The sequence below is a fragment of the Sodalis praecaptivus genome (genome assembly GCF_000517425.1).
Classification (GTDB): domain Bacteria; phylum Pseudomonadota; class Gammaproteobacteria; order Enterobacterales; family Enterobacteriaceae; genus Sodalis_A; species Sodalis_A praecaptivus.
The window spans coordinates 4,378,372-4,392,155 of the sequence record NZ_CP006569.1; the positions used below are offsets into that span (position 1 = coordinate 4,378,372).

Annotated in this window: 11 protein-coding genes; 7 read left to right on the forward strand and 4 right to left on the reverse strand. The window is 56.6% G+C overall.

The genetic code is table 11. The annotated features are described in order from the left end of the window. Window positions 1-229: 229 nt before the first annotated feature. A complete protein-coding gene (locus SANT_RS19495; protein ID WP_025423915.1) occupies window positions 230-760 on the forward strand; it encodes a DUF2501 domain-containing protein in 531 nt (176 codons plus the stop codon). 377 nt (window positions 761-1,137) lie between these two features. On the opposite strand, the gene SANT_RS19500 is transcribed toward SANT_RS19495, so the two are convergent. Continuing rightward, window positions 1,138-2,100 carry a hypothetical protein gene (locus SANT_RS19500; RefSeq protein WP_025423916.1) on the reverse strand — a complete coding sequence of 321 codons (963 nt, stop codon included), beginning with the start codon at window positions 2,098-2,100 and terminating at the stop codon, window positions 1,138-1,140. 644 nt (window positions 2,101-2,744) lie between these two features. On the opposite strand from SANT_RS19500, the gene SANT_RS19505 reads away from it, so the two are divergent. Further along, entirely contained in the window at window positions 2,745-3,644 is a 900-nt protein-coding gene (locus tag SANT_RS19505; RefSeq protein WP_025423917.1) for a LysR family transcriptional regulator, read from the forward strand. A gap of 113 nt (window positions 3,645-3,757) precedes the next feature. Here SANT_RS19505 and lptG read toward each other — a convergent pair whose 3' ends face one another. Then, window positions 3,758-4,828 carry an LPS export ABC transporter permease LptG gene (gene lptG, locus SANT_RS19510; RefSeq protein WP_025423918.1) on the reverse strand — a complete coding sequence of 357 codons (1,071 nt, stop codon included), beginning with the start codon at window positions 4,826-4,828 and terminating at the stop codon, window positions 3,758-3,760. Then, the gene (gene lptF / locus SANT_RS19515) at window positions 4,828-5,928 is read right to left on the reverse strand and encodes an LPS export ABC transporter permease LptF (RefSeq protein WP_025423919.1); all 1,101 of its coding nucleotides are present in this window, start codon (window positions 5,926-5,928) and stop codon (window positions 4,828-4,830) included. The genes lptG and lptF overlap by 1 nt, the downstream gene beginning before the upstream one ends. A gap of 279 nt (window positions 5,929-6,207) precedes the next feature. Between lptF and pepA the strand changes: the two genes are divergently transcribed. The 4 genes from pepA (at window position 6,208) to SANT_RS19535 (ending at window position 11,944) form a co-directional block, all read left to right on the forward strand. Next, a complete protein-coding gene (pepA, locus tag SANT_RS19520) occupies window positions 6,208-7,719 on the forward strand; it encodes a leucyl aminopeptidase (RefSeq protein WP_025423920.1) in 1,512 nt (503 codons plus the stop codon). 80 nt (window positions 7,720-7,799) lie between these two features. Beyond that, a complete protein-coding gene (locus tag SANT_RS19525) occupies window positions 7,800-8,249 on the forward strand; it encodes a DNA polymerase III subunit chi (RefSeq protein WP_025423921.1) in 450 nt (149 codons plus the stop codon). 13 nt (window positions 8,250-8,262) lie between these two features. Continuing rightward, a complete protein-coding gene (locus SANT_RS19530) occupies window positions 8,263-11,118 on the forward strand; it encodes a valine--tRNA ligase (protein WP_025423922.1) in 2,856 nt (951 codons plus the stop codon). Between the two features lie 322 nt (window positions 11,119-11,440). Beyond that, complete coding sequence (locus tag SANT_RS19535) at window positions 11,441-11,944, forward strand: GNAT family N-acetyltransferase (RefSeq protein WP_025423923.1); 504 nt, start codon at window positions 11,441-11,443, stop codon at window positions 11,942-11,944. A gap of 87 nt (window positions 11,945-12,031) precedes the next feature. Here the strand turns inward: SANT_RS19535 and rraB are convergent, their stop codons facing one another. Next, complete coding sequence (rraB, locus tag SANT_RS19540) at window positions 12,032-12,472, reverse strand: ribonuclease E inhibitor RraB (RefSeq protein ID WP_025245418.1); 441 nt, start codon at window positions 12,470-12,472, stop codon at window positions 12,032-12,034. Between the two features lie 172 nt (window positions 12,473-12,644). Here rraB and argF point away from each other — a divergent pair, with 172 nt between their 5' ends. After that, window positions 12,645-13,661 carry an ornithine carbamoyltransferase gene (gene argF / locus SANT_RS19545; protein ID WP_025423924.1) on the forward strand — a complete coding sequence of 339 codons (1,017 nt, stop codon included), beginning with the start codon at window positions 12,645-12,647 and terminating at the stop codon, window positions 13,659-13,661. Window positions 13,662-13,784: the final 123 nt, after the last annotated feature.

The following is a 13,784-nucleotide window of genomic DNA, read 5'->3' on the forward strand; positions in this document are numbered from 1 at the left end:
GGTCGCGGCGTCGCAGTTGGCTAAGGATGCATCGCGAGAGGTTTCACATCAATTGAGCTCATACCGTTGCCACCGGCAGGAATAGTCCCAAAATGGCAGTTTACGGTGGGTTGGTCCGATATTCCGCTGCCCGGCAGGCATTGATGCGGCATACTGTGTCGATACGCCTACAGGGTTGCGACGCTTATGCAGGTGCCGCGATCGGCTATTAATTCAGGAGCTTATTATGATGACCCCTTCCCGCCGCCTATTATGCGCGCTGAGCGTCTGTATCGCCATGTCTTGCGGTGTGGCGCAAGCGGCCAGTTGGATGGATTCTGCCGCGAATGTGGCCAGCAGTTTGCAACAATCGAACGCCAACAGCGGCGGGCAAAATTCCACCGCTACCAATAATAATGGTACCTCGTTAAGCTCGCTCGCCGGGCTGCTGAACGGCGGCGATAAGGCGTTAAGTTCCGGTTCAATGACTAATGCCGCCGGCGTGCTGCAATACTGCGTTAAAAATAATTTACTGTCCGCCGGCAGTACTTCCACGGTCAAAGATCAACTGTTGGATAAGCTTGGCATTAACAATAATGCATCGACCACCGCCTCCGCTGCGAAAACGCAGGATTACCAGTCCGGTCTGGCGGGTATCTTGAATACCCGTCAGGGCAACACCGTGAATTTGAATGCCCTTAGCACTTCACAGCTGACTGAAAAGGTCAAAACCAAAGCCTGCGATTTGGTCCTTAAGCAGAGCAAAAACTTTATTTCCTGACGCGTGTACCGGCGGGGTGCCGCTGCACGCCCCAGCGGAAGGCATGCTAGCACCCGAGCCGGGATACTACCGCCTCCCGACGCAGACGGCATAAAGGCGCTCACCGCGAAATGCGTGCGGATGATTCAGCCGTCCGCTATAAAAAGACGTCATCACGAAGAGCGAGATTCGCCTACATAAAAAGCTTGGGGTGCTATAGCAGCCCACAGCTAAACACGCTTCAGCGCAATGGCCATTAGTGGGCCGCTTTGCGCGCTGTGAAGGTGATTCAGCAGCCCATGGCTGAAGCAGCGCCAGCGCGAGGTTCACCCTTGGGCGAGACTGGGCAACCTCTGCCCGCTGCACAGCCTCGCGTTGGGAAACCCTGGCGCTTGCCGCTACGCATCCGTCAGGGGAAAATAGCCGAGCACCTCGCAGCCCTCACCCACCCGCGGTGTGGCAATCACTTGCAGCAGGTGCAAATCGATCGCGCTTAGGGTGCCGTCATCCTCATTAGCAATCAGCAACAGCGCGTTATCGGGGCTGAAGCAGCCATCCATCGGCTTATTGCCGACGCGCAAGCTGGCCAGCGGCGTGAGTTCACCGTCCAAGAGTGTCACCACCGGCTCGCCGTCGCCCACGACCGCCAACAGCGAACCGTCGTGATTAAAGCGGACGACCTGTGCGTTGTGATGATGATCGTTAAGAGCTAACGTGCCGCGCAGCTGATGGCTGTCGCTATCGACAATATACAGCGCCGGGCGGTCGGCGGCCGTGGCCACCACATAGGGATGGCGGGGCGAGGCGGCGATACCGCCGATCGGTCCCGGCATAGCAATGGTATCCAGCACCCGTCCCGGCGAGACGGCGATATCCACTACGGTAATACTGGCGTCCTCTTCATTCTCGGTAAACAGCTTTTTCCCCGACGGCGTAATGGTTAGGCGGTGCGTGTTGGCTGAAGGGGTCGCTATCCGCTCAACCACCCGGTCATCATCGGTGTCGATCACCACGATGGCGCGGCTATTTTCACAGCAGAGATAAAGGCGCCCATCATCGCCAATACGGCCGGTATGGGGAGATTGCAACGGGCTAATGTCGATAAAACCCCGTAGGGTGCGCCGCGCCAGGTCGATGACGGCGATTTTGTGTCCTGGATGCGGATTGTCTCCATGTACGCCGTCGCCGTACAAGGGAACGTAGGCCTTCCCTTTCGCTGCCGCGATCACCAGCTCGTGCGGACGGGGCGGAAAGCCGTTCAGCCTTTGCTGTACAACATAGCTGTCAGCATCAAGGAACAGAACGTTTGAGCCTTGCTTGTCAACGGCAATCAGGCCATAGGCGTTGGCGAGTGTGGTCATAGTCGCTCTCCCTTCTCAGCTATCTTTACCCTGAGAATAGTTCATCATGCAAGGTTTGGCGCCGACGCAGACAGCGTTTACACTGGGAGCAGTGTCGACAGTCGCTATGGTAATAGCGTAAGTAGCGGCGGTGGCACCGTCAGCAACATGCGCGGCGGCTCGGGCAGCGAAACATTCATAGGTCATCAGAAAGAGTCTGTCGGAAAGGGTACCTCCCCGCCTGCGAGAGGGGCCTTTTATTAATTTATTCACAAATTAATAATATATTTACTAGCATTAAAATGGCCCTGCGGCGGGAAGATTTAATTTATGTCATGTGCATTAAAATAAATAACCCACTATTTACCTAAGGACAATAACATTATTCCCCACAGGTGGAAAAGGAGGACAAGCCAGTAATAGCGCCCGCTGCGGGGGGATTGGCCGGCAAAGCGATAACTCTGGACCAGAGGGGAAGGTTAATTTAATGTTGTCATAATTAAAAAATCAAAGATAGAATCATTAGTTACCAAAAGCAGTTAACTATCGCGCCCAATGTTATTTTCGTTCACGACCTTGTCAAGGACGTTTAATGACTTGGATTCCTTAATATTCGTTCACTAACGAATATCTCACAAACCAGCCATTTAACGAATGCCTCTTATATGAATAACTTTGATTTTAATTTATTAGTGGTTCTCAACGCATTACTGGAAGACTGTAGCGTCAATCTGGCTGCCAGGAAGCTTAACGTCACCGCGCCGGCTATCAGCAAATCGCTGAATAAAATCCGCGCCTTATTCAATGATCCGATTCTGGTGCGCAGCGGCACCAAATTAATACCTACACCCAAGGCGATTGCATTAAAGGAGGATGTTAGACAACTCGTCAATCGGATTGAATCCATGCTCAACACCAATATGGCGTTTGAGCCGCACACCACCACCGTCTCATTTACCATCGCCGCTAATGCCACTATCGTGTTCACCCTGAACGCGCTGCTGTTCTGCGAGGTTCAGCGCAGTGCGCCAAATGTGTTTATTAATCTGGTGCACGACTCGGACTACGACGATGATTTTCTCCGCTCCAACGATATAGATCTCTATATCGGCGAGATGCGTGATTTAAACCCGGAGATTACCATTCGCACTATACACTCGGCGAAATGTTACTTTATGTGCCGATGCGGCCATCCTATCCTGGCCAGCGATAAAAGCATGGACAATCTACTAAAATATCATTTTGTTCAAACCAAGGAGAAGTATCCGACGGGAACCGACGAGGCAGCGAAATACTTTTGGTCGGCGCGTCATGTGATGGGGGCCACCCCCGGCTACATGGCAACGATGAACGCCATTACGCATTCTGATGCGCTGGCTATCGTGCCCGATTTTGTGGTCACCACAATGAAAAAACTGAATGTGGCGGTGGAATTTTTCAGCGCCGATTTCGATCTGGGTAAGCGCAGTATTATCCAGGCATGGCATTCAAAACATAATCATTCACCCTGCCATAAATGGTTGCGGGATTTGACCAAAGGCATGTTTATTGACAGCATGAAATAATTTGCCGCTGTCGGCATGACACAGCATTAAGGTCCAAAATGAAAGCCACGGCAATAAAAAAACGGCGCTGACGGTATTAACCAACAGCGCCTCACCAGGGAATAATTACCGCGTCATCGACGCCTTAACAGCATAACAATGCTGATGATAAGAAACGCCATACTGGGTAGCAAGGCCCCGAATACCGGCGGCATGTTGTACACCAGACTCAACGGCCCGAAGATCTGATCCAGCACGTAAAACAAGAAACCGAAGCTTATCCCGGTGACGACCCGTACCCCCATAGGTACGCTGCGCAGCGGTCCGAAAATAAACGACAACGCCATAAGCATCATCACCGCCACCGAGAACGGCGAGAAAATCTTACTCCACATATTTAGCTGGTAACGGTTGGATTCCTGCCCGCTCTGCTTGAGGTAGTTGACGTAATTATACAGCCCCGAGATAGACAACGAATTTGGCTCCAGCGCGACGACCCCCAGTTTATCCGGCGTCAGGTTGGTTTTCCATTCGCCGTTCAGGGTTTGCCGGCCGGTTATCTGCTTGTCGTTGGTCAAATCCGATTCATCCACCTGCGACAATTTCCAACTGCCGTTGCTGAAGGTGGCCGTGGCGGCATAGCGCAGCGATTGCAGCCGTTCGGCCTTGTCGAAATGATAAATATTGACGCCGGCCAGCTCATCACTGCCCACCACCCGCTCGATGAAAATAAAGTCATTACCGTCCTTGGCCCACAGCCCGTTCTGGGTTGAGAGCATGGAACCGCCGTAAATCGCCTGAGTGCGGTAGCTGTAGGCCATTTGCTCGCCCGCCGGCGCCACCCATTCGCCGATGGCCATGGTCAAGAGCACCAGCGGAATGGCGGTTTTCATCACCGAACCGGCCACCTGCAGCCGGCTGAAACCGGATGCCTGCATTACCACCAGCTCACTGCGGGTCGCCAGCGAACCCAGCCCCAGCAGCGCGCCTAGCAGCGCCGCCATCGGGAAGAAGATTTCGATATCCTTGGGTACGCTGAGCAAAGTAAACAGGCCCGCGCCCAGCGCCGAGTAGCCCCCCTGTCCCACTTTGCGCAGCTGCTCGACGAATTTGATAATGCCCGACAGCGACACCAGCATGAACAGCGTCATCATGATGGTATTGAAAATGGTTTTACCGATATAGCGGTCCAATACGCCAAACATTAGGCCGCTCCTCTTGCATGCAGCCGCCCGCGAAGCCTGCGCGCCGGTACGCTGTCCCATAAATTCAGTACCAGCGCCAGCGCCAGGTACGCCACATTGGTTAGCCACATCCACAACATCGGGTCAAGCTTGCCCTTGGCGCCGTTGGAGCGCAGCGAGGTTTGCAGCAGGAAGAAAATCAGATACAGCAGCATCGCCGGCAGCATGCTCAGGACCCGGCCCTGCCGCGGGTTGACCACCGATAACGGCACCACCATCATCGCCATAATCAGCACCGACACCACCAGCGTGAGCCGCCAGTGCAACTCAGCGCGCGCCTCCGGTTCCGGCGAGCGCCATAGCTGGTGCAGCGTCATCTGCTCGGCGTCGGTGCTGTCCACCGCCACCGCCCGATGGCCGATAACCGCCTGATATTGCGTAAAATCGGTAATGCGGAAATCGCGCAGCAGCGCGGTCCCCTCATAGCGGGTGCCCTTATCCAGCATAACCAATTGCGATCCGTCCGGCCGCTGGGTCATATGACCACGGTCCGCGATAACCACGGAAGGACGCGCATTGCCGTTCGGCTTGAGCTGGGCGAGAAACACATGTTCAAACCCTTTATCTTTCACGTTGCCGACGAACAGCACCGAATTGCCGTTTTCCGCCGGTTTGAATTGCCCCTCGACCAGCGCCGCCATGCTCGGGTTGGCCTTGGCTTCCGACATCACCAGATCCTGATGGCGCGACGACCAGGGCGAAAGCCATACCACATTCACCGCCGCGACTATCGCGGTAATCAGGCTGAGCACAAGCGCTGCGCGAATCAACACGCTTTTACCCAGCCCGCAGGCGTGCATAACCGTAATTTCGCTCTCGGTGTACATACGGCTCAGCGTCATCAACAACCCCAGGAAGAGACTCAGGGGAAGGATCAATTGCGCCATTTCAGGCACGCCCAAGCCGAGTAAAGATAAAACCAGGTTTGTCGGAATATCGCCATCCACCGCCGCGCCCAAAATCCGCACCAGCTTTTGACAGAAAAAAATCAGCAGCAGGATGAACAGAATGGCAAGCTGGCTTTTAAATGTCTCCCGAACCAGATATCTAGTGATTATCACGCTTATTTCGCCTGTGAAAACTTGTCTTTTTGCAGGAAAATCGATAATTTCATCGCTAATCCATCATTAATACGTATCAAACAGCCACCTTTATCGCTAGATAGAGTATAACAACATTAAGCGTTCGGCCGAGCCATGAGAACGCACTGATTGTCGACAGAATAGCGTCCTTTGCGTCGTTCAGATTAACACATAGAGTGAATGCAAAGGCGGGACGATGACGGGAAAGTCTATTTTATCCCGCGCAACCGTCTTTGTCTTTAAGATTCAGGAGAGTGCATGGAGTTCAGTGTAAAAAGCGGTAGCCCGGAAAAACAACGCAGTGCCTGTATCGTCGTCGGGGTTTTTGAGCCGCGCCGTCTGTCCCCGATCGCCGAACAGCTTGATAAAATCAGCGAAGGCTATATCAGCGCGCTGCTGCGCCGTGGTGAACTGGAAGGCAAGGTCGGGCAGACGCTGCTGCTGCATCATGTCCCGAATGTGTTGTCCGAACGTATTCTGCTTATCGGCTGCGGTAAAGAGCGCGAGCTGGATGAACGCCAGTATAAGCAGGTTATCAACAAAACGATTAATACGCTCAACGACACCGGCTCCATGGAGGCCGTGTGCTTTTTGACCGAGCTGCACGTCAAGGGGCGTAATACCTACTGGAAAGTACGCCAGGCGGTGGAGACGGCGAAAGAGACGCTTTATACCTTCGATCAGCTGAAGAGCAATAAAACCGAGCCGCGCCGGCCGCTGCGCAAAATGGTGTTCAATGTGCCGACGCGCCGCGAATTAACCAGCGGCGAGCGCGCGATTGCGCACGGTCTGGCTATCGCCGCCGGTATCAAAGCCGCTAAAGATTTGGGCAACATGCCGCCCAATATTTGCAATCCGGCCTATCTGGCCTCGCAGGCGCGCCAGCTGGCCGACGGCTACGGCAAAGCCACCACGACCCGGGTCATCGGCGAACAACAGATGAAAGAGCTGGGCATGAACGCCTATCTGGCGGTCGGTCAGGGCTCGGCCAATGAATCGCTGATGTCGGTGATTGAGTATAAAGGCAACCCCGACGCCGAAGCGCGGCCGATCGTGCTGGTGGGGAAAGGGCTGACCTTTGACGCGGGCGGCATTTCCATCAAGCCCGCCGACAGCATGGATGAAATGAAATACGACATGTGCGGCGCCGCAACGGTCTATGGCGTGATGCGCATGGCGGTGGAGCTTAATCTGCCGTTGAATATCGTCGGCGTATTGGCCGGTTGCGAAAACATGGTGGACGGTCGCGCGTTTCGGCCCGGCGATGTGTTGACCACCCTCTCCGGCCAAACGGTGGAAGTGTTGAATACCGACGCCGAGGGCCGGCTGGTGCTGTGCGACGCCCTCACCTATGTCGAACGCTTCGACCCGGACGTGGTCATCGATGTCGCTACGCTGACCGGCGCCTGCGTTATTGCCCTGGGGCATCATTTGACCGGGCTGATGTCGAATCATAACCCGCTGGCCCATGAGCTCATCGGCGCCGCCGAGCAGGCCGGCGACCGCGCCTGGCGTTTGCCGCTGGGGGATGAGTTCCAGGAGCAGTTGGAGTCGAATTTCGCCGATATGGCGAACATTGGCGGCCGGCCCGGCGGCGCGATAACCGCCGGCTGCTTCCTGTCGCGTTTCGCGCGTAAATATAATTGGGCGCACCTGGACATCGCCGGCACCGCCTGGCGCTCAGGTAAAGCCAAGGGCGCCACGGGACGGCCGGTGGCGATGCTGTCGCAATTCTTGCTCAACCGCGCCGGACTCAACGGTGACGAGTAACCGCAAAAAAGGTATGCTTGCACGGGCGGCCCTTGCCGCCCGTTGTTTTTTCAGTCATCCCCTGGTGAACAAAACGGTACATGAAAAACGCAACCTTCTATTTGCTCGACCAACACGCCACCAGCGACGACCTGACCGCCGTGGAGCGGCTTGCCTGCGATTTGGCGGCCGGTAAATGGCGGGAGGGGAAACGGGTGCTTATCGCCTGTGAGGACGATGCCCAAGCGCTCAGACTGGACGAGGCGCTGTGGGCGCGCGATCCCGATGCGTTCGTGCCACATAACCTGGCGGGTGAAGGCCCGCGCTACGGCGCGCCGGTGGAAATTTGCTGGCCGCAGCGCCGCGGTAACGCGCCGCGGGATCTGCTGATAAGCCTGCTGCCGGCCTGCGCGGATTTTGCCTCCGCTTTCCATGAAGTGATAGACTTCGTCCCGGATGAAGATGCTTTAAAACAGCTGGCGCGCGATCGTTATAAAGCGTATCGCAGCGTCGGCTTCCAATTGACTACGGCCACGCCGCCAACGCAGTGATTAACGACGCATAATGGACAAAACATACAATCCCAAAGATATCGAGCAGCCGCTGTACGAGCACTGGGAGCAGCAGGGCTATTTCAAGCCGAACAATGATACCCGGCAGGATAGCTACTGCATCATGATCCCGCCGCCGAACGTCACCGGCAGCCTGCATATGGGCCATGCCTTCCAGCAGACCATTATGGATACCCTGATTCGTTATCAGCGTATGCAGGGTAAAAATACCCTGTGGCAGGCGGGCACCGATCACGCCGGCATCGCGACGCAGATGGTGGTGGAGCGCAAAATCGCCGCCGAAGAGGGTAAAACCCGCCACGATTACGGCCGCGACGCCTTTATTGACAAAATTTGGCAATGGAAAGCGCAATCCGGCGGCACCATTACCCACCAGATGCGCCGACTGGGCGATTCGGTGGATTGGGAACGCGAGCGGTTCACCATGGACGACGGGCTGTCCAACGCGGTGAAGGAAGTGTTCGTGCGTCTGTATCAGGACGATTTGATTTACCGCGGCAAACGCCTGGTGAACTGGGATCCGAAATTACGCACCGCGATCTCGGATCTGGAAGTGGAAAACCGCGAGTCGAAGGGCTCTATGTGGCACCTGCGTTACCCGCTGGCCGACGGCGCGCGCACCGCCGACGGTCTGGATTATCTGGTGGTCGCCACTACGCGGCCGGAAACCATGCTCGGCGACACCGGCGTGGCGGTTAATCCGGAAGATCCGCGCTATCGCGATTTGATTGGAAAGTTCGTCATGCTGCCGCTGGTCGGCCGCCGTATCCCGATTGTCGGCGACGCGCACGCGGATATGACCAAAGGCACCGGCTGCGTCAAAATCACGCCGGCGCACGATTTTAACGACTATGAGGTCGGCAAGCGCCATGCGCTGCCGATGATCAATATCCTGACCTTTGACGGCGACATCCGCCAGGAAGCCGAGGTGTTCGACACCAACGGCGAGGCCAGCGAGGCGCTGTCTGGCGCTATCCCGGCGGCTTTTCGTGGCCTGGAACGTTTCGCCGCCCGCAAGGCGATCGTGGCGGAATTCGACCGCCTGGGCCTGCTGGTCGAGGTCAAGGCCCATGATCTCACGGTCCCGTATGGCGATCGCGGCGGCGTGGTTATCGAGCCGATGTTGACCGATCAATGGTACGTGCGCGCCGCGCCGCTGGCGAAAGTGGCGGTGGCAGCGGTGGAACAGGGCGAGATCCAGTTCGTACCGAAGCAGTACGAGAACATGTATTTTAGCTGGATGCGGGATATTCAGGATTGGTGTATTTCCCGCCAGCTGTGGTGGGGCCACCGCATTCCAGCCTGGTACGATGCCGAGGGTCGGGTCTATGTGGGCCGCAGCGAGGCCGAGGTGCGCCAGCAACATCAGTTGGCGGACGACATCCCGCTGCGCCAGGACGATGACGTGCTGGATACCTGGTTCTCCTCCGGACTGTGGACCTTCTCTACCCTTGGCTGGCCGGAAAACACCGACGCGCTGCGCACGTTCCATCCCACAAGCGTAGTGGTGAGCGGCTTTGACATTATCTTTTTCTGGATAGCGCGCATGATCATGCTGACCATGCATTTCATTAAGGACGACAACGGCAAACCGCAGGTGCCGTTTAATACCGTCTATATGACCGGTCTGATCCGCGATGAAGAAGGGCAGAAAATGTCCAAGTCCAAAGGGAATGTTATCGACCCTCTGGACATGGTGGACGGCATTTCGCTGGCCGATTTGCTCGAAAAGCGCACCGGCAATATGATGCAGCCGCAGCTGGCGGAAAAGATCCGCAAACGCACGGAAAAACAGTTTCCGAACGGCATCGAGCCGCACGGTACCGATGCCCTGCGTTTCACGCTGGCGGCGCTGGCCTCTACCGGCCGCGATATCAATTGGGACATGAAGCGCCTGGAAGGGTATCGCAATTTCTGCAATAAATTGTGGAACGCCAGCCGTTTTGTGCTGATGAATACCGAAGATCAAGACTGCGGTTTCAACGGCGGCGACCAAGTGCTGTCGCTGGCGGATCGCTGGATCCTGGCGGAATTTAACCAGACGGTGAAGGCGTTTCGCGAAGCGCTGGACGCTTACCGTTTCGATTTGGCGGCCGGGATTTTGTACGAATTCACCTGGAACCAGTTCTGCGACTGGTATTTGGAGCTGACCAAACCGGTGATGAGCGGCGGCAGCGACGCCGAGCTGCGCGGTACCCGCCATACGTTGGTCAACGTGCTGGAAGGGCTGCTGCGCCTGGCGCATCCCATCATTCCGTTTATTACCGAAACCATCTGGCAGCGGGTGAAACCTCTCACCGGTGAACCGGGTGAAACTATTATGCTGCAGCCTTTTCCGGCCTATGATGCGGCGCTGGCGGACGCCGACGCGCTCACCGACCTGGAATGGATCAAGCAAGCCATCGTCGCGGTGCGCACGATTCGCGCCGAAATGAACATTGCGCCCGGTAAGCCGCTGACGGTGCTGCTGCGCCAGGCTTCACCGGCGGTGGCGCGCAGGGTGAACGAAAACTTGAGCTTTATACTCACCCTGGCACGGCTTGACAGCATTACCCTGCTGCCGGCGGACGATAAAGGGCCGGTTTCTGTCACCCAACTTATCGACGGCGCCGAGCTGCTGATCCCGATGGCGGGCCTGGTCGATAAAGACGCCGAGCTGGAGCGTCTGGCCAAAGAAGCGGCGCGCATCGAAGGCGAAATCGGCCGTATCGCCGCCAAGCTCGGCAACGAGGGCTTTATCGGCCGCGCGCCCGAGGCGGTGGTGGCGAAAGAGCGCGAGAAGCTGGAAAGCTATCAGCAATCCAGGGCGAAATTGCTCGAACAGCAAGCGATCATCGCCGGCTTGTAATCGCGCTGACGTCGGTTGGCAAGCGCGCGACTCCCGGCCGGCAACGGTGCTATCGCCGGGGGTCATCACGCTATCGCCGGGGACCGTTACGCTAGCACCGGTTTACCCGTGCACTATCGCCAGCGGTCATCACGCTAACGTCGGCGGTTAAACACGTAATCGCTGGCGAGTGATCGTTCCCCGGTCACCGCGCCCCGTCAGGCGGCGGCCGTCCCCGACCATCGCCCAGGCGCCTCGGCGGTTTCAGTTGCATCGCCAGGCCCTGCGGTGCTATTACTTTTAACCCATTGTGCCTTTATTTATGACTATCCGGATCATGACCATGCCCACTACCTCTGCAGATGCCATACGGGTGCGTCCGATAACACCGGCAGACAATAACGCCATCGCGCAGGTGATCCGCCGGGTTTCCGCCGAATTCGGCCTGACGGCGGATAAAGGCTATACCGTTTCCGATCCCAACCTCGATCATCTCTATGAGCTCTACAGCCAGCCGCGCAGCGCCTATTGGGTCATTGAGTTGCACGGGCAGCTGGCGGGCGGAGGCGGCGTGGCGCCGCTGAGCGGCGCAAACGAAGAGGTTTGCGAACTGCAAAAAATGTATTTCCTGCCCGAACTGCGCGGACGGGGGGTGGCGTGGGAGCTGGCGCAGCGCGCGCTGACATTTGCCCGCGAGCAGGGTTTCCGCCAATGTTATCTGGAAACCACCGCCACCCTGGATCGCGCTATTGCCCTCTATGAGCAGCTGGGCTTTTGCCATATCGCTGGCCCGATGGGCAATACCGGTCACGTCGACTGTGAAGTCACCATGTTGAAAACGTTATAAACCGTCTGGGTGGACGCGAATAGCGCCGGCGACGGCCGTTATTCGCATCATCCTTCAGCCGACCTTGGCGGTCAGCGGCGGGGGCAATCAATGGCGTGTGGCGGGCACCTCGTCGCTATCCGCCGGGTCGTCGTCTTCGTCTTGATCGAACTCATCGCCTTCTTCATCCTCTCCGTCTGGATCCTCGAAATAGGTGCCCCAGCCGTCGTAATTTACCCCCAGACGCTGCGCCAGGGTGAAGAGCTGTTCTACCTGTGCATCGATAAGCTCCGCCTGTAGCGCGACTTCACTGACCGCATCGCAGCACATCAGCGTTTCGCCGCCTTCCACTTCCAGCTCTTCGGCATCGGTGACTTCGTAACCCAATTTGAAGGCCTCTACCGCAACTTTCTCCAGGGTGTCAAAATTGTCCGCGGAGAGATGATGTTCGATGGTATAAAGCGCCTCCGGATCGCTGCCGTCTTCCAGCAGTTCGTCAATAATCAGACGCGTCTCTTCGCGTTGCTCTTCAAGAAATGAATGTGCCATGCCCCTGTCCTCAATACGTCGGCCTGTAGGAGGGCTATTTTCACACACCGACGGGTGCGGCTCCAGCTTAATGGTGAAAGATTTGCTGTCAGCACTTGAATTTGAATATTCATACATATAAAGTGAATTTTAATTCAACCTGTTTGACAGAGTATTCATGGAGAAACGGATGATGAATCAGTTATTTCAACGCAATTTGCTGAGGTTAATGGATTTTACCTCTGCCGAAATTAATCAGTTACTGACGCTGGCCGCCGACCTGAAGCGCCAGAAGCGCGCCGGCGGCGAGACGCCGCGCCTGGCCGGTAAAAATATTGCGCTCATCTTCGAAAAAGATTCGACCCGTACCCGCTGCTCTTTCGAAGTTGCCGCCTTTGATCAGGGTGCCCGCGTGACCTATTTGGGGCCGAGCGGTAGCCAGATAGGCCATAAAGAATCCATAAAGGATACCGCTCGGGTACTCGGCCGTATGTATGACGGAATCCAATACCGCGGTTATGGCCAAGGGATCGTCGAAACGCTGGCGCGTCACGCCGGCGTGCCGGTTTGGAACGGGCTTACGACCGAGTTCCATCCTACCCAATTGCTGGCTGACTTGATGACCATGCAGGAATATTTGCCGGAAAAACCTTTCAATCAAATGTCGCTGGCCTATGTCGGCGATGCGCGCAATAACATGGGCAATACGCTGCTGGAAGCGGCGGCGCTAACCGGTATCGATTTGCGGTTGGTGGCGCCGAGCGCCTGCTGGCCGGATCAAGAGCTGGTGACAACCTGCCGTCGATTGGCGCAGCAAAACGGCGGCGATATTACCCTTACCGAAGATATCGCCGCCGGCGTGCAGGCGGTGGACTTTATCTATACCGATGTATGGGTATCCATGGGCGAGGACAAAAGCGTATGGCAGGAACGCATCGCGCTTCTGCGCGCCTATCAGGTCAATATGGCCATGCTGCGCCAGACCGGCAATCCACGGGTGAAGTTTTTGCACTGTCTGCCCGCGTTCCATGACGATCAAACCACCCTCGGCAGGCAAATGGCGGAACACTATGGCTTGGCGGGCGGCATGGAAGTGACCGACGAGGTATTTGAGTCCGCGCACAGCGTGGTATTCGATCAGGCGGAAAACCGCCTGCATACCATCAAAGCCGTCATGGTGGCGACGCTGACGCAGCCGTCAGCCGGTTAGTTAGCGCCCGTTTATGACGCCGAATGACTGCCGCCAAAATCCGGCGATTGCCTTATTGCTGGCGGCGCATAACGGCGCCAAGCGCGGATCAACGTCGTTGTTTCTGCTGCTACACGGCTGACG

Coding starts and splice junctions, on each gene's coding strand:
- SANT_RS19505 (WP_025423917.1), top strand. CDS start 2,745: ATGAATAACTTTGATTTTAATTTATTAGTGGTTCTCAACGCATTACTG.
- argF (WP_025423924.1), top strand. CDS start 12,645: ATGAATCAGTTATTTCAACGCAATTTGCTGAGGTTAATGGATTTTACC.
- lptG (WP_025423918.1), bottom strand. CDS start 4,828: ATGTTTGGCGTATTGGACCGCTATATCGGTAAAACCATTTTCAATACC.
- SANT_RS19500 (WP_025423916.1), bottom strand. CDS start 2,100: ATGACCACACTCGCCAACGCCTATGGCCTGATTGCCGTTGACAAGCAA.
- SANT_RS19530 (WP_025423922.1), top strand. CDS start 8,263: ATGGACAAAACATACAATCCCAAAGATATCGAGCAGCCGCTGTACGAG.
- rraB (WP_025245418.1), bottom strand. CDS start 12,472: ATGGCACATTCATTTCTTGAAGAGCAACGCGAAGAGACGCGTCTGATT.
- SANT_RS19495 (WP_025423915.1), top strand. CDS start 230: ATGACCCCTTCCCGCCGCCTATTATGCGCGCTGAGCGTCTGTATCGCC.
- SANT_RS19535 (WP_025423923.1), top strand. CDS start 11,441: ATGCCCACTACCTCTGCAGATGCCATACGGGTGCGTCCGATAACACCG.
- SANT_RS19525 (WP_025423921.1), top strand. CDS start 7,800: ATGAAAAACGCAACCTTCTATTTGCTCGACCAACACGCCACCAGCGAC.
- pepA (WP_025423920.1), top strand. CDS start 6,208: ATGGAGTTCAGTGTAAAAAGCGGTAGCCCGGAAAAACAACGCAGTGCC.